Here is a 17,640-nt window from a genome sequence, read left to right on the forward strand (position 1 = left end):
ATGCTGCAACGGTCATCCATGTCTGCCTGCATCATGGTTTGTTCCATGGGGCAAGGCTGCGCCAATTGCACCGCTGCCATCCCCTGCAAGGAGATGCTAAGCAGAAATAGGCAACTAATGAAAAACCGAGCAATAAACATATGGTGTCAGCATAGTCCGAAGCAATGTGCTATTAACAACATAAACCTTGGGGTAGCCCCCATGTCAACGTTTAATATTGAGCTATGTAACTATTGATCGCCAGCTCTGCTCCCTCTGGCATGCTCTTCTGCTACGCCACAGCCTTCAATAGCATTACTTGATGAAGCGTGAAAGTGTCTCTCGATGCCATTCCAGGCGCCTGTTGGCATGCTGGGTACCGAGGCTTATGTCGACAGGTGGCGGCGTGGTTAAGAACTATGGGTAAGCGGATTAAATGGTTGATCTTACCTTTGCATGAGAGTGAGACAGACCGGCATCTCATCGGATTATCTGGTTGATGCTTCACCTACTGCTGGTGCATGTTTCCTTCGCTAATTCCAGCAAGAACCCCACACGCCTCAACTTCCCGGTCATCGTTGCAACTCGCTCTCAGTGAAACGAGTTGTTTCTCAAGCGCTTGCAGAGCGGTTATCTGCGACCGCACATGAGAGATGTGATCATCGAGCAAGGTGTTGACGGCGGTACAAGGCTGATGAGGGTCGTCCTGATAGCTCTGTAGTTCGTGAATCTCAGCCAGTGACAGGCCCAGGATTCTGCAGCGACGGATGAAGGCCAGCCCCTCACCATGCTTCTCGGTATAGACACGGTAACCGTTGTCCTGCCGATCAGGCGGCGGCAACAAGCCCTGCTGTTCATAGAAGCGGATCGTCTGTGTTTCGACCCCTACCAACTGCGCCAACTGACCAATGCGCATCAGCCTCCTCCCCAACGGATTCTTTACTCTATTGACCTTATAGTAGCTTTATAGTTTTAAATGGTACCACAACATTGTTCAAGTGGAGTCGTATCATGAGCAAATCCTGTGGTGGCGCCTGTGGCGGTGATGCAACGTCCGCAGCGGATACCGATATACAGGCCTCCTCCGAGGCGCCAGGGAGATGGGTCAGTGTTTATGCCGTGCCGAAGATGGACTGTCCATCAGAAGAACGAATGATTCGCCTAGCCCTGAACGGCTTTGAGGAGATTCGGGCGCTGTCCTTCGACTTGTCGAACCGCCGGCTGAAGGTCGTGCATGACGGCGAGGTCGAGCCCGTCACCTCGAAACTGAAGACCTTGGGGCTAGGCGCCTCGCTTCAGGAAACCGTCGCTGCAAATCCGGAGACCATCAAGGCCGCCGAGTTTTCGGCAGCTTCTGCTAAGCAAGAATCCGGGACCCTGCGCTGGTTGCTCGGCATCAATGCACTTCTGTTCGTGGTGGAAATGACTGCCGGTCTGATCGCCCAGTCCACCGGCCTGATTGGAGAATCCCTGGACAATTTTGCCGATGCGGCGGTGTACGGGCTTGCCCTTTATGCGGTTGGACATAGCGTGAAAATGCAGGTACGTGCCGCGCATCTTGCTGGTGTACTGCAACTGATCTTGGCTGTGGGCGTGCTCGTAGAGGTGGTGAGACGCTTTGTATTCGGTAGTGAGCCTGAATCGCTGGTGATGATGGCTATCGCATTCGTCGCGTTGATTGCCAATACCAGTTGTCTGCTGCTGATAGCCAAACACCGGGAGGGCGGAGCGCACATGAAGGCAAGCTGGATATTCTCGGCCAACGACGTGGTGATCAACCTGGGGGTCATTACCGCCGGCGTTCTGGTCGCGTGGACCGGCTCCAATTATCCGGATCTGGTTATCGGTAGCATCGCGGGGCTCGTCGTGCTTAACGGTGCCAGGCGCATTCTGGCGCTCAAGGGTTAAAGCATGCCCTTTATTGGCAACAATCTCTCGCCGTATGTCCTGTTTTCCATATCCGGCCTGATAGCAGCATCGGACCAAACTGTAAAATGGCTGGTTCAACAAACAATGGCTTATGGCGAGTCGATCGCGGTGACCCCGTTCTTTAACTGGGTGCACGTATGGAACACCGGTGCCGCATTCAGTCTGTTCGCAAATGCTGGGGGCTGGCAGCGCTATTTTTTTATCGGAATCGCGGTAGTGGTCTCGGTCGTGCTGATCAAGCTGATTCGTGAAAAAGGTCATAATGGAGACGCCATCGCTTACAGTCTTATCCTCGGTGGCGCCATGGGCAATCTGATTGACCGGATCTTTCGCGGCTATGTTGTGGATTCCTTTGATTTCTATTGGCGAGACTGGCATTGGCCGGCCTTCAACCTGGCTGATATTGCAATTGTCCTCGGTGCCTTACTTTTCGTTTCCAGCAGCTTGTTGGGTAAAAAAGCAAACACCAATGCCGAGTCGGATGGATCTGACTGACACCTACGCCTATACAACACCATGACCGAACTTCCCGACAACATCCTTCACCTGCCGCAATACCAAGTACTGGGCTGCAAATCAACCGACGACGAAATGCACTTCCAGGTGGACGTGCCCGATCCCATCGCCTGCGAGGAATGCGGCGTGCAGGGTGAGTTCGTACGGTTCGGCAAGCGTGACGTTCCCTATCGTGATCTGCCCATCCACGGCAAGCGGGTCACTCTCTGGGTGGTCCGCCGCCGATACACCTGCCGGGCCTGCAAGACAACATTCAGGCCCCAGCTACCGGAGATGGTGGACGGATTCCGTATGACACTGCGGCTGCATGAGTACGTGGAGAAGGAATCCTTCAACCACCCCTAAACCTTTGTGGCGGCACAGACCGGCCTGGACGAGAAGACGGTGCGCGACATCTTCAACGCCCGCGCCGAGTTCCTGGGGCGCTGGCACCGCTTCGAGACGCCCCGCATCCTGGGCATTGACGAGCTATACCTGAACAAGCGCTACCGCTGCATTCTGACCAACATTGAGGAGCGAACCCTGCTCGACCTGCTGGCCACCCGCCGCCAGGACGTGGTGACCAACTACCTGATGAAGCTGAAAGACCGGCAGAAGGTCGAGATCGTCAGCATGGACATGTGGAACCCCTACCGGGCAGCGGTCAAGGCTGTGCTGCCCCAGGCCCGTATCGTGGTCGATAAGTTCCATGTGGTGCGCATGGCCAACGATGCCCTAGAGAGAGTGCGCAAGGGCCTCAGAAAGGAGCTGAAACCGTCCCAGAGCCGGACTCTCAAGGGAGACCGGAAAATCCTGCTGAAACGCGCTCACGAAGTCTCAGACCGGGAGCGCCTCATCATGGAGACCTGGACAGGCGCGTTCCCGCAACTGCTGGCCGCCTACGAGCACAAGGAGCGCTTCTACGGCATCTGGGACGCCACCACACGGCTCCAGGCAGAAGCCGCCCTGGACGAGTGGATAGCCACCATCCCGAAGGGCCAAAAGGAAGTCTGGAGCGATCTGGTCAGGGCAGTGGGAAACTGGCGCGAAGAGACCATGACCTACTTCGAGACGGACATGCCCGTCACCAACGCTTACACGGAGTCCATCAACCGACTGGCCAAGGACAAGAACCGTGAAGGGCGCGGTTACTCCTTCGAGGTGATGCGGGCACGAATGCTCTACACCACGAAGCACAAGAAGAAGGCACCGACTGCGAAGGTCTCTCCTTTCTACAAGAAAACCATCGGTTACGGACTGCCGGACTTCGCAGAGGAACTCAACTACGGAGTCGATCTATCAACCATCTGAGGGTGGTATCAGATTGATGGGGTGAAGGTGCCCCATCAACCATTAAATCCGTATACCCAGAACTATAAAATCGACACTTTGATCTATTGCGGTTGTACGATGCCTTCGCTGATGCCTGCAAGAACCCCGCAAGCATCAACTTCACGGCCATCGTTGCAACTCGCTCTCAGTGAAACGAGTTGTTTCTCAAGCGCTTGCAGAGCGGTTATCTGCGACCGCGCATCAGCAGACTTCCTGTTATAAGCAACCTGTTGGCTTTACACACCTAGAGAGTTAATCACAATGAGTTGGATTAAAGTTGAACGGGCTGAGCAAACCCCGTGGAACTTGATCACGGTCAACAGATCACGGATGAAGTCGCTTAAGGCGCCAGCTATGGCAAAATAGCCCCTACTCGAGGCTCCACGCCGATGGCCTAGGATTGCATGCCCAAAGATCCGGTAGGCAGGTATTTCCGTGCCCAGCTTCTCCTTCATCGTGGTTTTGACGTCGATTTCGATCAGCACCCCGAAGCAGTTATCCGTGAGAGACTGACGCGCTCGTTTGTCAACCGCCTCAAAATCAGCATCTTCTATGGTTCGATCAATAGTGTACGGCACCAGCGATTATTACTTAGGGCCAAGCTTGATAACTCGCAGGCGCAATGCATTCACAATCACGCTGAAAGACGACAGCGACATTGCAGCAGCCGCGAAGATCGGTGAAAGCAGTATCCCGAAGAACGGGTACAAAACCCCCGCCGCAATCGGAACGCCCGCGGAGTTGTACACAAAAGCAAAGAACAGGTTCTGTCGGATATTGCGCATGGTCGCCAGCGACAGACGACGCGCTTCTACAATACCCATCAAGTCGCCGCGCAGCAGCGTAATGCCCGCGCTTTCGATGGCCACATCTGTGCCGGTGCCCATGGCCACCCCCACGTCCGCCGTTGCCAATGCAGGCGCGTCGTTAACGCCATCACCCGCCATCACGACAACACCCCCTTCATCTTTCAGACGCTGGACGATCTTGCCCTTATCTTCCGGCAGTACCTCCGCTTCCACTTCATCGATATGCAATTTGCGAGCAACCGCCTCGGCCGAGGTGTAGTTATCGCCAGTCAGCATGACCACTCGAATGCCGTCTTTTTGCAGCGCGACAATAGCAGCGTGGGTCGTTCTCTTGATGGGATCGGAGATGGCCAACAGCCCAGCGATTTTTCCATCGACGGCGGCAAAAATCACGGTAGCACCATCTTTGCGATGCTCGTCGGCATCGCTGTCAAATCTAGTGGTGTCGACATTCTCCGACTCCATGAGAAGACGATTACCAAGCAGCACCCGCTTGCCGTCGATTTTTCCTGTTACCCCTTTACCGTTGGGAGAATCGAAGTCTTCCGCATCCGGCAGCTTCAGCTCCATGCCCTTGGCTTTGTCCAGAATGGCGTGGGCCAGTGGATGCTCACTGCCTTTCTCGAGTCCGCCCGCAAAACGCATCAAAGCATCGTCATCGTACCCATTCGCTGTAACAATTCGGGTGATTTGTGGCTGCCCCTCTGTCAACGTGCCGGTCTTATCCACTACCACCGTATCTACCTTTTCCATGCGTTCAAGGGCTTCCGCATCGCGGATCAGCACACCACTTTGGGCGCCGCGGCCAACACCTACCATGATCGACATCGGCGTTGCCAGACCCAGTGCGCAAGGGCAGGCAATGATCAGAACACTGACCGCCGCAATCAGCCCGAACGCCATGGGCGGTGTCGGCCCAAGGAATGACCAGGCTATAAAGGCAACAATGGCAATTAGGATCACGGTGGGCACAAACCAGCTCGCCACCTTATCGGCAAGCCCCTGGATCGGTGCGCGGCTGCGTTGGGCGCTGGCCACCATCTGCACGATTTGGGAAAGCATGGTGTCCCGGCCAACCTTGTCGGCCCGCATGATAAAGCTGCCCTGTTGGTTAATACTGCCGCCAATCACTTGGTCGCCAGACTTTTTGCTGACTGCAAGAGGCTCACCGGTCACCATGGACTCATCCACGTTGGAGCTGCCTTCAAGTAACTCACCGTCCAGCGGCACCTTGTCCCCCGGGCGCACTCGCAGGCGATCACCCACCTTGACCTGATCCAGCGACACATCGGACTCGTCGCCCTGGTCATCCAGCTTTCGGGCCGTCGCCGGTGCCAGATCCAGCAGCGCCTTGATCGCGCCCGAGGTTTTCTCCCGGGCCCGCAGTTCAAGCACCTGGCCTAACAGAACCAGCACCACGATGACCGCAGCCGCCTCGAAGTAGACGGCGACAGAACCGTCTTCCTGCCGAAAGGCGTCGGGGAAAATCTGGGGCGCCAGTGTCGCCACCAGGCTGTAGATCAGCGCCACGCCAGTACCAATGGCAATGAGCGTGAACATGTTCAGATTGCGGCTGACGACGGACTTCCAGCCTCTGACAAAGAAAGGCCAGCCACACCAGGCCACTACTGGCGTCGCCAACACCAGTTGAATCCAGTTGGACATTTGTGGGGCAACGATCTGGTCAAGGCCGGTGAGATGTCCGCCCATTTCCAGCACCAATACCGGCAGGGCCAGCACCAGGCCAATCCAAAATCGACGGGTCATGTCTTTGAGCTCTGCCGAGGGCCCGTCATCCAGACTTACCTGCTCGGGCTCCAGGGCCATACCACAGATAGGGCAATCTCCGGGGCCCTGCTGGCGAATTTCCGGATGCATCGGGCAGGTGTACATGGTGCCCGGAGCCACGGGTTCGTCCTGTTTCTGTTCTCCACTGAGGTAGTGTCCCGGGTCGCCGTCAAACTTCGATTTGCACCCCGAAGAACAGAAATACCAGGTTTTCCCGCCATGCTCGCTGCGATGTTCCGCCGAGTGTGGATTCACCGACATGCCGCAAACAGGATCTTTGACCGTGTGCTCAGCCGTCATGGCCGATCCCTCCCTATCGAGTTCTGGTGATTAGTGATGATGAGCATGAGATTCTTTGTGTCCCGCTTCTTCGGCTTCTGTGGCCTTTTTCAGGAACAGTTGCTCGGCCACTGCGATAACAATCATGGTGACAACCGCCACGCCAATAACAAACAGGTCAGTATTCAGTTTGACCCAAACGAAGCCACCAAGAGCGAGCAAATCCAGAACAATTGCCACCGTGGGCACCCACACATTGGCCTTCACATCCTCCCGTAAATAGCGCAGAACGCCCCAATGGATAGCAATGTCCATGATCAGGTAAAAAATGATGCCCAGCGCTGCAATTCGGGACAGGTCGAAGAAGGCCGTGAGGATAAGCCCAAGCACCACGGTATAAACCAGCGTGTGCTTCTGGATGCTACCGGGCATGCCGAAATGACTGTGGGGGACCAGCTTCATTTCAGTCAGCATGGCCAACATGCGTGAGACGGCGAAAATACTGGCCAGAATGCCACCGGCGGTGGCCATCATCGCAATGGCGACGGTAAACCAGACGCCGTAGTCGCCCAATGCGGGACGCGCAGCGGCCGCCAGAGAGTAGTCCTGCGTTTTGATGATTTCCGCCAGGGACAGGTTACTGGCAACGGCGAAACCGACCAGGGTGTAGATCACCACGCAGGCTGCGATGGAAATAATAATCGCTCGCCCCACGTTTCTCTTGGGGTCTATGACTTCCGAGCCGCTGTTGGTGATGGTGGTAAAACCTTTGAAGGCCAGAATGCCAAGGGCCGTTGCCCCCAGGAAATTGCCAAAGGTTCCAGCCTCACCGGGGCTAGAGAAATCAACAGAAACACTGTCGGCAATCCAGATACCCACCAGCCCGAAAACCAGAATGCCTCCGATCTTCAGGATACCTATAAAGGAAGCCACGCCCTGAATCATTCGGTTGCCCAACAGATTGATCAGAAACGCGGCCAGAATTAGTGAGACGCCAAGAATGGGCACCATGCGGCCACTTTCATCGCCATCGAACAGTTGCATGGTGTAAGAACCGAAGGTTCGCGCAAGAAAGCTCTGGGCAATCACCATCGAGAAATACATCAGCAAAGCATTGAAAGCCGTCGGTAACCGATTGCCATAGGCTTTGTGCAGGTACATGCCTATGCCCCCGGCTGACGGGTAGGCATTGGAAATTTTGATGTAGGAATAGGCACTGAAGCTTACGATTACCGCCGCGGCCAGAAACGCCAACGGGAAAAGAACGCCAGTCATCTGCGCCATCTGCCCGGTAAGGGCGAAGATACCGGCGCCAATCATGACACCGGTGCCCAGCATAACAGTTCCCGGAAGTGTAAGACTGCCTTTCTGATAGCGCGTGGTTCTGTCGTGCGTGCTGCTCATACAACCTCCTGTTGTTTTGAACGGCGTTTGATACTCAATAAATAGCCAATGCTGGCTTGGGTAGATCTCACTTGCATCAATGTCGAGAAAAACGGGCCAAAGAAATATCTTTAGCCCCTAAGTACCTGATCAGAGTGCGATGCGCGCTCCAATCACAGCAAACCAATCTGCTGTACTGCCGCCGTCCGCTTCGGCAAAGTCGGCACTATCGCCGTATTTGCGCTCATGCACCACGCCCACATAAGGCGAGAACGCACGGTTGATCAGATCATAGCTCAACCTGAGTCCGGTTTCGGTAGAAACCAGTCCTTTACCAACGCCAATTTCCCGGTCCTCGCTAAACGCAACCGTGGCATCCAGCGTTGCCGCCAGAATCCAGTAGTTGGTGAGAAGCAGCTCGTACTCTGCATCCAGTTCGGCTGACGTATCGCCATCCTTACTGACATACAGGTTTGCATCGATCTCAAACCATTGGGGAGCCAGCCCGGCTACACCGAGAACGGCATATGTACGGTCCGGCCCCTCGGGCGTATCGAAACGTACGCCCGCTTTGGCGTCGAAGAACTTGGAGATGGGGATCTGGCCGACCAGCTGGTTTTCCAGTGTTTCGTAGGCCTGCTCCTCTATCTCGTACTCCCCGGTTGTGAGCAACCGGACTTTGAACTCGTCGGTGCCATAGAAAGCATCCGCATTCCAGACGCCCAGTTCCTCGTCATCGTCGCTGTAGCGGTATTCAAACTCCTCGAATTGAACACCCCAGGTTGTGAGCGGCTGTTTACGAGCGGTGGTGTCGGAGATCATTTCCTGAGCTGTCACCGCCGTTGAGAATCCGATAGAGGCAAAGAAACTGACCGCAACAAGTGATCGAATACAACTCATGCCTCACCTCCTTCTTCAGCAGCCGCGTCTGTTTTGGCCTGCGTCGACTCTGGCCCACCTTCAACAATCACCTTACGGAACATACCAGCGGCCGCGTGGTAAGAGAGGTGGCAGTGGAACGCCCATTGGCCTGGCTCGTCGACTTCGGTTTCCATGTAAACGGTGGTGCCGGGCTGCACACTGACCGTGTGTTTGATCGGATTCCACTGGTCTGCGCCAACATCTAGAATGGACCACATACCGTGCAAGTGCATGGGGTGAGTCATCATGGTTTCGTTGACAAACTTGAAGCGGACCCGCTCACCATATTTCAGGCGGATCGGATCGGCATCTTCGTACTTAACGCCATTGATACTCCAGGTGTACCGCTCCATATTGCCGGTCAAACGAAGCTCTATTTCTCGAGTCGGTTCGCGGTCTTCATACAGTGGATCTTGGGCCTTGAGGTCAGCGTAGGACAGGAACTTGCCGCCATTGGCTGCCGTGGGGACGAGGCCACTTCCCTTCGCATAGAAGGGGTCGCTTGGACCTTCTTTTCCCATCGCCATGGAACCATGGTCCATGCCGGACGTGCCCGAATGATCCATTCCTTTCATATTTGAGTGGTCCATGTTGCTCATGTTTGCGTGATCCATTCCCTCCATCGAAGAATGATCCATTCCGGACATCCCTTCTGAGCTATTCATATCCATGTCGCCATGGTCCATACCGGACATACCGCCCATATCAGCCATAGTCAGGCGGGCCGGTTCACGCAGTTGCGGCACGAACGCTTCCATACCCTCTTCTGGGGCCAGTGTCGCTCTGGCATAGCCCGAACGCCCCATGGATTCGGCGAAGATGGTGTAGGCCTGCTCACCTTTCGGGCGGACGATCACATCGTAGGTTTCCGCCACACCGATCCGGAACTCGTCCACACTAACCGGCTGAACGTTGTTGCCATCAGCCTGCACAACGGTCATGTCCAGACCGGGGATCCGGATATCAAAGTAAGTCATCGCCGAGGAGTTGATGAAACGCAGCCGAATGCGTTCGCCCGGCTCAAAAAGCCCAGTCCAGTTCTGATCCGGCCCTTTACCGTTGATCAGCCCTGTAAAACCCTGCAAGTCCTCGACATCCGCTTTCATCATCCGCATGCCACCCCAGGCCATACGGTCCCGAACGGTGTTCATCAGGCCGTTCTCGGACACGTCAGAGAAAAACTCTCCGACAGTCTGCTGCTCGCGGTTGTAGTAGTCCGGCATCATCTTCAGGTTACGCATGATGCGATCACCGGAGTGCGGGTGCTTATCGGTTAGCTGAACTACGTATTCGCGATCGTAGCGGAACGGTTCACGTCCCTCAGGTTCGATAACGATGGAACCGTAGGCGCCATCCGGCTCCTGAAAACCGGAGTGGCTGTGAAACCAATAAGTACCAGCCTGCTGGATGGGAAATTCGTAGGTGAAGGTTTCACCCGGCTTGATGCCTGGAAAGCTGATACCAGGCACACCGTCCTGATCAAAAGGAAGGATCAGGCCGTGCCAGTGAATGGAAGTCATCTCATCCAGGTTGTTGGTCACGTTGATCTTGACGTTTTCGCCTTCCTTGAAGCGCATCACCGGCCCGGGAGATGCACCGTTATAACCGATGCCGTCTTTCACGAAATCGCCGGTGTCAATTTCGACCCGATCAACCGTGAGATTATATTCGCCAGCCATGACCGATGCAGACATCAGCAGGCTTAACAACACTGAACCTAAGCGGCTGTTCATACTTTTTGCTCCAAATCGCTCTTCACTAAGAACCCTCAAAATAAATACCTACAAGCCCACTGGATCAACGCCCCATTAGTGAACTCAGTTACTGGACCTTGACGTCACCGTACATCCCTGCCTGGTAATGACCCGGCACGTTGCAGGCGAACTCGATATTGCTGTTATCGGAAAACTTCCAAATAACTTCCTGCCTCTGGCCCGGTTCCAGCAGGACGCTGTTAGGGTCGTCGTGTTTCATGGACTGGCCGTTCCCCATGTCCATTTCCATCATGTCGTGGTTGAGCTTTCCGCCCTGGATGACGCCATGTTCGACCATCATCATCATTTCCTCCTGATGCCCCTCATGCATCTCAGGTGTGCCGATGTTGAACTCGTGAACGAGGTTCCCCTTGTTCTCCACCACGAACCGCACCGTTTCCCCGGGGCTTACGATGATTGATCCCGGTTCATAGTAATTGTCGTACATTTCGACTGTTATGGTTCGGCTGGCCTCTGAGGCTTTGCCGGGCTCACCACTCGCAGCGCCGTGATCATGTCCTCCACCATGGGTTCCAGCGGCAAAGGTGGTCGCCGACAATAAGATAGTTGCGGCAGCAACGAGGAATTTTGATACGGTCATATATCTTCTCCTTTGAACAGCTTTGGCCCTGAGGGCCGGGTTGTCTCACTCAAAACTTGAGCAATATCCAGAAGCGGTTGCTACCATCGCTCAGCAACCTGAATCCAGGCTGAAAATCGGAATTATTTTTTGTTCTGGCACAATTCAGCTTGGGCAGCGACACTGACGGACTCTGATGCTCAATTTAGAAAGGCAGTTCAGGAATGAGATTACTTCTGGTGGAAGATGACTACCTGCTGACAAATGGGCTAAGCGCCCAACTGGAAAAGGCCGGTTTCAGCGTGGATACCGCCCGTACAGCGCGGGAAGCCCGGCACCTCGGGCAGCAGGAAAGTTACCGCGCCGGTATTCTTGACCTGGGCCTGCCCGACGGCAACGGCCTGGACGTACTGAAACAGTGGCGGACGCATAAGGTCAGTTTCCCGGTGTTGATCCTGACCGCCAGGGGAGACTGGCAGGACAAGGTCAATGGCTTGAAGGCCGGCGCCGATGATTACCTCGCGAAGCCTTTCCAGACCGAAGAGCTGATTGCCCGACTTCACGCCATCGTCCGGCGAAGCGAAGGCAGAATAATGGATACCCTGACAGCGGGCCGGTTCGAGCTGGACGAAAATCGCCAGACGTTAAGGGCCGGTGACGAGACCGAACATAGCCTGACCGGTACGGAGTTCCGTTTGCTCCGATGTCTGATGAGTCGTCCCGGGCAGGTTTTCTCGAAAGAACAGCTTCTCGACCAGCTATACAGCATCGACGACATACCCAGCGAGAACGTGATCGAAGCGTATGTGCGGCGGCTCAGGAAGCTGGTGGGACCGGACACCATCAAGACCCGACGTGGTCAAGGGTACCTGTTCGATGCCGATAGCCGCTAGACCTCGCTCAGTCAGGGGGATGCTCCTGATTCTGCTACTTCCGGCCGGTATTGGTCTGATGGCACTGGCTTGGATCATCCATGGGGCCTTGCTGGAGAGGATGACCATGGACTTAGTAGAACGCCGCTTGAAAGATGAGGTAGCTTTTCTGGAACACCAGATCCGCCAATCCGGTGGCCAGATTGATACACTCCAGACCGGCGACTATTTTCAGGAAGTGCTCCTCCACGCCTTCGCCATCGCCATCGCTTCTCCGTCTGGGCAGTCCATCTCACCGGAGACCTGGACTCCGATTCTGAGGCCGTTGCTCACCTCCGGGCAGGAGGGAGCCGTGAGAGCCAGGGATGCTGAGGTACCATCTGCGCCTTCCCAAATGCTTGGGTATCGCCGTGCCTTCACGGTCGACGGAAACCCCTTCGTGATCATTGTTGCCGAGGATATGGAGGCGCTTCATCGGAGCCAGGCCAAACTCCATATCTGGACTGCCGTCGTCTCGGTTTTACTGGTCATTCTGATGATCGGGAGCATATGGCTGGGAATCACTCTGGCCCTGCGGTCAATAGCGGGCCTTCAGATGAACCTGAAAAAACTTCAGTCAGGCGAGCTCTCCCGTATTAACGCAGACGGCCCGGAGGAGTTCCGGCCCCTCGTCCGGCAACTCAATCGACTGCTGGATTCACTGGATGACCGGCTGGAACGCTCCCGTGACGCACTTGCCAACCTTTCCCACAGCGTGAAAACCCCCATAGCGGCTGTCAGACAGATCCTGGAAGACACCAGTCGCCCGCTCGATGAGAAGCTGAGATGGGAAATGGCGGCGCGCCTCGACGACATAGATGCTCAGCTTGAGGCCGAAATGCGGCGAAGCCGGTTTGCGGGTCCACAGGTCGGCCAAAGTGTATGTCCGATCAAACAGGCCCGGGATCTGCTGTGGATGCTTGGCCGCCTCTACCCCGATAAATCTTTTGAATTGTCAACGGATCTGCCTGAAAACCATCGCTGGCCTGTCGAGGAGCATGATCTGAACGAAATCCTTGGCAACTTGCTGGATAACGCAGGCAAATGGTCATCCCGCTGGGTGGAGCTCACGCTGAGTGAAGATCAAGAGCAGTTAAAAATTATCATCAGCGACGACGGAGCGGGCGTATCAGAAACAGCCCACTCACAATTGGGCAAGCGAGGATTGAGGCTGGACGAGCAAACACCCGGTCATGGATTGGGGCTGGCTATTGTCCACGCAATAGTTGAGCGTTATCAGGGACAGGTTCATTACACGTCCAGTAAGGTAGGAGGCCTTACTGCAGTTGTTGTAATCCCTGGTTCTGATCGATTCGGCGACCGGTCAGACAACTGACACCTTCACCCTCCATTCTCTATGCTTCAAGTCAAATTCATCAATAGTTGGGATGATGATTTGGAGTCTCGTCCAGCCTGTTCAATCTCGACCGCTCTATAATGAGCTTTCCCTGAAGGATACTGAATCTACACCCACTAACACTACTTGCTCTACTTGCAACCCAAAACAGCAAACCGATGCTTTTGATCATGAATTTTATACCCCCCCCCCTTTCACTGCATGCCAGAGCCCGCCTTGTGCGGGCTTTTTCATGCCGTTTTGGAGTTTCTATGGATATTCGAGCGAGCTGGGCCTGTACCACGTACAGGGCTACGTTAATCCTGAGGAGATTATCAGTACGGCGGCCACCATTTTGTATGGCTGAAAGGTGTCTAGCAAACCGGTGGCGATTCACACACCTGAACTGACTTCCCACTTAGTAATTTCATTTCTGTTACCTAGTCTACGTCTCGATTCCAGATTTTTTCACCTACATATCACCCCCATGAAGCCAGGAAGGAATGACCTTCCTGACCCATCGCATGGAGGTTTCATGATCATTCAATGTCCCAGCTGCCAATCTATCCGGATAGCGGCACTCCACAACGGACGCAGAGTGTGCGGCTCTGTCGGCACAGCTGCAGGTGCCGCTAGTGGGGTAGCTGCAGCCACCAGTGGTGCCCGTGTGGGCATGACACTGGGCTATGTCGCGGGCCCTGGAGGATCTCTGCTCGGCGGCATCGCCGGAGCCGTGATTGGCGGTCTGATTGGAGGTGTTGCCGGCGGAGAGGCCGGTGCAGCTCTCGGTGACAAGCTAGACCAAACCTTTCTCGACAATCTGCAATGCCTGGATTGCGGCCACGCCTTTCGACTCGACACCGATTAACCCGTATTTCGCATTTCCCCCTTTCACTGCATACCAGAGCCCGCCTTGTGCGGGCTTTTTTATGCCGCTTTGGAGTTTTTATGGATATTCCCACTTTCGTAAAGAACGAGCAGGGCCTGTACCACGTACAGGGCTGCGTTAAATCCGAGGAGATTGTCAGTACCGCTGCCACCATCCTGCTGAATGAGCTGACCGGTCGGGAGGCGCTCACTGCGCCTACCGATGTTGCCCAGTTCCTGCAGATGGCCCTGGCCCAGGAGAAGAACGAAGTCTTCGCCGCTATCTTCCTCAACAACAAGCACAAGGTGCTCAGTTTCGAGCCCTTGTTCAGCGGCACCATTGACGGCGCGGCGGTGTATCCCCGTGTGGTGGTACAGCAGGCTCTGGCCTGCAATGCCGCTGCCGTGATCTTCGCCCACAACCATCCCTCCGGGTGCTGTGAGCCCTCCCAGGCTGATCGCACCATCACTACTCGGCTCAAGGACGCTCTGGCCCTGATCGATGTGCGGGTCCTGGATCACTTCGTCGTGTCCCGTTCCGAGTGGGTCAGCCTGGCCGAGCGTGGCTGGCTCTGAGCTTTTCCTCTTCTGCTTTTGCTCTACCCCTGACTCAACCCCCTCTTCTCATTCGTTAAGCCGCCCGTTTCGGGCTCATTGCTATTTCTGGAGATTTACCATGGCACATCTTGTCGAAAGCATGGCCTATGCAGGCCGCACCCCCTGGCACGGGTTGGGTAACCAGCTCGCCACCCAACAACCCCTCAATGTCTGGATGCGCGAAGCCGGCATGGACTGGGAGATCCGTGAGACTCCTGTCCGCTTCATTAGTAGCGAGGCCGGGACTCTCGGGCAGATCTCATCCTTCCCGGATCAGAAGGTTCTGTTCCGCTCAGACAATCAGGCACCTCTGTCCGTAGTGAGCAACCGCTTCAAGGTGGTTCAGCCACGGCAGATCCTGGAGTTTTATCGGGATCTCACCGAGCGTTCTGGCTTTGAGCTGGAAACCGCTGGCGTCCTTAAAGGAGGCCGCAAGCTGTGGGCCCTTGCCCGCACCGGGCAAACAGGCTCCTTGGCAGGTAATGACCAGACCAACGGCTATGTGCTGCTGGCCACCGCCTGTGACGGCACTCTGGCTACCACTGCCCAGTTCACCAGCATCCGGGTGGTGTGCAATAACACATTGGCGGTAGCTCTCAATGGCGCCGGCCAAGCGGTGAAGGTCCGCCACAACACCACCTTCGATGCCCAGGCCGTCAAGAAACAGCTGGGTATCTCCGTCTCTGCCTGGGATGACTTCATGTATCGCTTGAAAGCGCTGAGCGAACGACGGATCACCCGCAAGACCGCCGAGAAGGTCATGCGTTCGGTCTTCACCGATGTGAACTACTCATCGGGTGACATGCTGGTGAAGCCCAACGAACAGGCCATGAAGAAGGCCATGTCCCTGTATGACGGGGCCGGTCGCGGCGCGGAGCTGCCGTCTGCCAAGAGCACGGCCTACGGCCTGCTCAATGCCGTGACTGAGTTCGTGGACCACGAACGCCGCGCCCGCAGCACCGACAACCGGCTGGATTCCGCCTGGTTCGGCAAGGGTGCCCAGATCAAGCAGCGGGCCCTGAGCCAGACCCTGGAACTGGTGTCCTGACTGATTCCCTACCCATTCTTTTCCCTCGGCTAAAGCCCGACCCGCTCTGTGCCGGTCGGACTTTTTATTGTTTGGAGCCTGACCATGACAGAACGTAATCCCGATAGCAGCGCGACACCCGAAGTCAGCCTCTCTGCGCCACCCCTCTCTCCCCATCTGGCCGCCATCTGGGGCGCCTTTCTTCATGAAGGGGTGATGCTGAACAAAGAGCGGGGCACCCGGCTTCTGGAGATCTGGGGTAATGGCTGTATCGAACTGATCAGCACCCTGTGTGACTTCATCCCCGATATCTGGAAACAGGTGCAACCCTATTGGTACGGCCCGCAAGGGTTTCCTGGGGTATTCGAGTACGAGGTGGTGTCCATTCTGGGCGAACAGCTGGGCACCTATCTGCTCGAGAATGATGGCAATTTGCCACCCAAGGACGAGATCCAGCAGATGATCACCGATCTGGTGGTCACCTTCTTCAGCCAAGGCGGCAGTCATGAGATCCCGTCGGATCAGACGCCCCAGACCCATCGGCTGATCAATCTTCATGATCGCTTTACCGAGCGGCTGATCCAACTGGAAGGAGGTCACTCATGAGCACGCCCCGCGCTATCAAACCCTCATCCCGTCCTGCCCTACGCCTGGTGTCCACCAAGGGCATGAACCGGGAACAGTGGCTCAAGGTCCGCAAGCAAGGTATCGGGGCCAGCGATGCCGCTGCGGCGGTGGGGCTCAACCCGTATCAGTCGCCCCTGGAGCTGTGGATGATAAAGACCGGTCGGGATGGGCTGTTACCGGCCCCCGACCCGGACGACATCCATACCCCGCTGTACTGGGGCAATCTTCTTGAACCCAAGGTGGCCGAGGCCTATGCCAAGGCGACAGGCAACAAGGTGCGGCGAGTGAATGCCGTACTCCAGCACCCGGATGCGGACAAGTCCTGGATGCTGTCCAATCTGGATTACTCGGTAGTGGGCAATCCAGAGGTGCAGATCCTGGAGTGCAAAACCACTGGCCTTAATGGTGCCCGGCTCTGGGCCGATGGCGTACCGGAGTACATCCAGTGCCAGGTTCAGCATCAACTGGCCGTCACCGGCAAGCAGGCAGCGGACGTGGCGGTACTGATCTGCGGGCAGGAGTTACAGGTGCATCGCATCGAGCGGGATGAAGCCGTCATCAAGCAACTGATCGAGCTGGAGCTGGCTTTCTGGCACTTGGTAGAAACCGATACGCCACCCGACGCCGATGGCTCCGACTCCGCCGACCAGGCGCTGCGGGCACTCTATCCCCATGACGATGGCGAATCCCTGGATCTCATTGACGACACTGCTCTCAACGGCGACTTCAGCGAGATGCTGGATATCCGGGAGCGGCTAGCCCGTCTGGCGGAACGGGAAGCCCGGCTCAAGCAACGCATCCAGCAACGCATGGGGGATGCCGCTCGGGCTTACTTCATAGATGGCCAGGTGAGCTGGAAGCGCAGCAAGGACAGTATGGTGCTCGACACTGACGCCCTGCTCAAGACTCAGCCCGCGCTACTGCAGCAATTCCCCAAGCATCGGGCCGGCAGCCGCCGGTTCCTGGTGAAGCCCAGCGCCTGATCGTTCTCGCATCACCTCACTCAACACGCCACGCCTAACAGCA

15 protein-coding genes and 2 pseudogenes are annotated in these 17,640 nt (G+C 56.0%); 10 read left to right on the forward strand and 7 right to left on the reverse strand.

Annotated elements, in window-relative coordinates; all coding sequences use genetic code 11:
• Positions 1-487: 487 nt before the first annotated feature.
• Positions 488-895, reverse strand: a complete 408-nt coding sequence (cadR, locus tag ACMG4M_RS12840; RefSeq protein ID WP_007148576.1) for a Cd(II)/Pb(II)-responsive transcriptional regulator — start codon at positions 893-895, stop codon at positions 488-490.
• Positions 896-990: 95 nt separating this feature from the next.
• Between cadR and ACMG4M_RS12845 the strand changes: the two genes are divergently transcribed.
• From ACMG4M_RS12845 to ACMG4M_RS12855, 3 genes and pseudogenes are all read left to right on the forward strand, one after another.
• Entirely contained in the window at positions 991-1,887 is an 897-nt protein-coding gene (locus tag ACMG4M_RS12845) for a cation transporter (RefSeq protein WP_007150338.1), read from the forward strand.
• Positions 1,888-1,890: 3 nt separating this feature from the next.
• Positions 1,891-2,403 (forward strand): signal peptidase II, encoded by a 513-nt coding sequence (gene lspA, locus ACMG4M_RS12850; RefSeq protein ID WP_035246372.1) that lies wholly within the window; start codon positions 1,891-1,893, stop codon positions 2,401-2,403.
• Between the two features lie 21 nt (positions 2,404-2,424).
• A pseudogene (locus ACMG4M_RS12855) lies at positions 2,425-3,714 on the forward strand (ISL3-like element ISPpu12 family transposase).
• A gap of 83 nt (positions 3,715-3,797) precedes the next feature.
• On the opposite strand, the pseudogene ACMG4M_RS12860 reads toward ACMG4M_RS12855, so the two are convergent.
• The 6 genes and pseudogenes from ACMG4M_RS12860 to ACMG4M_RS12885 form a co-directional block, all read right to left on the reverse strand.
• Positions 3,798-3,932: pseudogene (locus ACMG4M_RS12860) on the reverse strand (Cd(II)/Pb(II)-responsive transcriptional regulator); the annotation flags it as partial.
• A gap of 390 nt (positions 3,933-4,322) precedes the next feature.
• A complete protein-coding gene (locus ACMG4M_RS12865; protein ID WP_007151136.1) occupies positions 4,323-6,632 on the reverse strand; it encodes a heavy metal translocating P-type ATPase in 2,310 nt (769 codons plus the stop codon).
• A 30-nt stretch (positions 6,633-6,662) separates the two neighbouring features.
• The gene (locus ACMG4M_RS12870; RefSeq protein ID WP_081737601.1) at positions 6,663-8,015 is read right to left on the reverse strand and encodes an APC family permease; all 1,353 of its coding nucleotides are present in this window, start codon (positions 8,013-8,015) and stop codon (positions 6,663-6,665) included.
• 129 nt (positions 8,016-8,144) lie between these two features.
• Positions 8,145-8,894, reverse strand: coding sequence for a copper resistance protein B (locus tag ACMG4M_RS12875; protein ID WP_039926256.1), 750 nt, complete (start codon positions 8,892-8,894; stop codon positions 8,145-8,147).
• On the reverse strand, positions 8,891-10,648 hold the full coding sequence (locus tag ACMG4M_RS12880) for a copper resistance system multicopper oxidase (protein ID WP_007150118.1): 1,758 nt from the start codon (positions 10,646-10,648) through the stop codon (positions 8,891-8,893). Before ACMG4M_RS12880 ends, ACMG4M_RS12875 begins: the two co-directional genes overlap by 4 nt.
• A gap of 88 nt (positions 10,649-10,736) precedes the next feature.
• Complete coding sequence (locus ACMG4M_RS12885; RefSeq protein ID WP_039926258.1) at positions 10,737-11,270, reverse strand: plastocyanin/azurin family copper-binding protein; 534 nt, start codon at positions 11,268-11,270, stop codon at positions 10,737-10,739.
• 203 nt (positions 11,271-11,473) lie between these two features.
• Here ACMG4M_RS12885 and ACMG4M_RS12890 point away from each other — a divergent pair, with 203 nt between their 5' ends.
• The 7 genes from ACMG4M_RS12890 to ACMG4M_RS12920 all read left to right on the forward strand — a co-directional run bounded on the left by ACMG4M_RS12890 (position 11,474) and on the right by ACMG4M_RS12920 (position 17,597).
• Positions 11,474-12,142: a response regulator transcription factor gene (locus ACMG4M_RS12890; protein ID WP_007151491.1), complete on the forward strand. Its 669-nt coding sequence runs from the start codon at positions 11,474-11,476 to the stop codon at positions 12,140-12,142.
• A gap of 19 nt (positions 12,143-12,161) precedes the next feature.
• Positions 12,162-13,496 carry an ATP-binding protein gene (locus ACMG4M_RS12895; protein WP_197017557.1) on the forward strand — a complete coding sequence of 445 codons (1,335 nt, stop codon included), beginning with the start codon at positions 12,162-12,164 and terminating at the stop codon, positions 13,494-13,496.
• 673 nt (positions 13,497-14,169) lie between these two features.
• Positions 14,170-14,364: a hypothetical protein gene (locus ACMG4M_RS12900; RefSeq protein ID WP_231504753.1), complete on the forward strand. Its 195-nt coding sequence runs from the start codon at positions 14,170-14,172 to the stop codon at positions 14,362-14,364.
• Positions 14,365-14,444: 80 nt separating this feature from the next.
• The gene (gene radC, locus ACMG4M_RS12905) at positions 14,445-14,939 is read left to right on the forward strand and encodes a RadC family protein (RefSeq protein ID WP_007150682.1); all 495 of its coding nucleotides are present in this window, start codon (positions 14,445-14,447) and stop codon (positions 14,937-14,939) included.
• 100 nt (positions 14,940-15,039) lie between these two features.
• Positions 15,040-16,008, forward strand: coding sequence for a DUF932 domain-containing protein (locus tag ACMG4M_RS12910; protein WP_039926261.1), 969 nt, complete (start codon positions 15,040-15,042; stop codon positions 16,006-16,008).
• An 84-nt stretch (positions 16,009-16,092) separates the two neighbouring features.
• Entirely contained in the window at positions 16,093-16,593 is a 501-nt protein-coding gene (locus ACMG4M_RS12915) for a hypothetical protein (RefSeq protein WP_232211688.1), read from the forward strand.
• Complete coding sequence (locus ACMG4M_RS12920; RefSeq protein WP_007151632.1) at positions 16,590-17,597, forward strand: YqaJ viral recombinase family protein; 1,008 nt, start codon at positions 16,590-16,592, stop codon at positions 17,595-17,597. Before ACMG4M_RS12915 ends, ACMG4M_RS12920 begins: the two co-directional genes overlap by 4 nt.
• Positions 17,598-17,640 lie beyond the last annotated feature (43 nt).

This window comes from Alcanivorax sp. IL3 (assembly GCF_047495465.1).
GTDB classification, from domain to species: domain Bacteria; phylum Pseudomonadota; class Gammaproteobacteria; order Pseudomonadales; family Alcanivoracaceae; genus Alcanivorax; species Alcanivorax jadensis.

Coding starts and splice junctions, on each gene's coding strand:
- cadR (WP_007148576.1), bottom strand. CDS start 895: ATGCGCATTGGTCAGTTGGCGCAGTTGGTAGGGGTCGAAACACAGACG.
- ACMG4M_RS12845 (WP_007150338.1), top strand. CDS start 991: ATGAGCAAATCCTGTGGTGGCGCCTGTGGCGGTGATGCAACGTCCGCA.
- lspA (WP_035246372.1), top strand. CDS start 1,891: ATGCCCTTTATTGGCAACAATCTCTCGCCGTATGTCCTGTTTTCCATA.
- ACMG4M_RS12865 (WP_007151136.1), bottom strand. CDS start 6,632: ATGACGGCTGAGCACACGGTCAAAGATCCTGTTTGCGGCATGTCGGTG.
- ACMG4M_RS12870 (WP_081737601.1), bottom strand. CDS start 8,015: ATGAGCAGCACGCACGACAGAACCACGCGCTATCAGAAAGGCAGTCTT.
- ACMG4M_RS12875 (WP_039926256.1), bottom strand. CDS start 8,894: ATGAGTTGTATTCGATCACTTGTTGCGGTCAGTTTCTTTGCCTCTATC.
- ACMG4M_RS12880 (WP_007150118.1), bottom strand. CDS start 10,648: ATGAACAGCCGCTTAGGTTCAGTGTTGTTAAGCCTGCTGATGTCTGCA.
- ACMG4M_RS12885 (WP_039926258.1), bottom strand. CDS start 11,270: ATGACCGTATCAAAATTCCTCGTTGCTGCCGCAACTATCTTATTGTCG.
- ACMG4M_RS12890 (WP_007151491.1), top strand. CDS start 11,474: ATGAGATTACTTCTGGTGGAAGATGACTACCTGCTGACAAATGGGCTA.
- ACMG4M_RS12895 (WP_197017557.1), top strand. CDS start 12,162: ATGCTCCTGATTCTGCTACTTCCGGCCGGTATTGGTCTGATGGCACTG.
- ACMG4M_RS12900 (WP_231504753.1), top strand. CDS start 14,170: ATGACACTGGGCTATGTCGCGGGCCCTGGAGGATCTCTGCTCGGCGGC.
- radC (WP_007150682.1), top strand. CDS start 14,445: ATGGATATTCCCACTTTCGTAAAGAACGAGCAGGGCCTGTACCACGTA.
- ACMG4M_RS12910 (WP_039926261.1), top strand. CDS start 15,040: ATGGCACATCTTGTCGAAAGCATGGCCTATGCAGGCCGCACCCCCTGG.
- ACMG4M_RS12915 (WP_232211688.1), top strand. CDS start 16,093: ATGACAGAACGTAATCCCGATAGCAGCGCGACACCCGAAGTCAGCCTC.
- ACMG4M_RS12920 (WP_007151632.1), top strand. CDS start 16,590: ATGAGCACGCCCCGCGCTATCAAACCCTCATCCCGTCCTGCCCTACGC.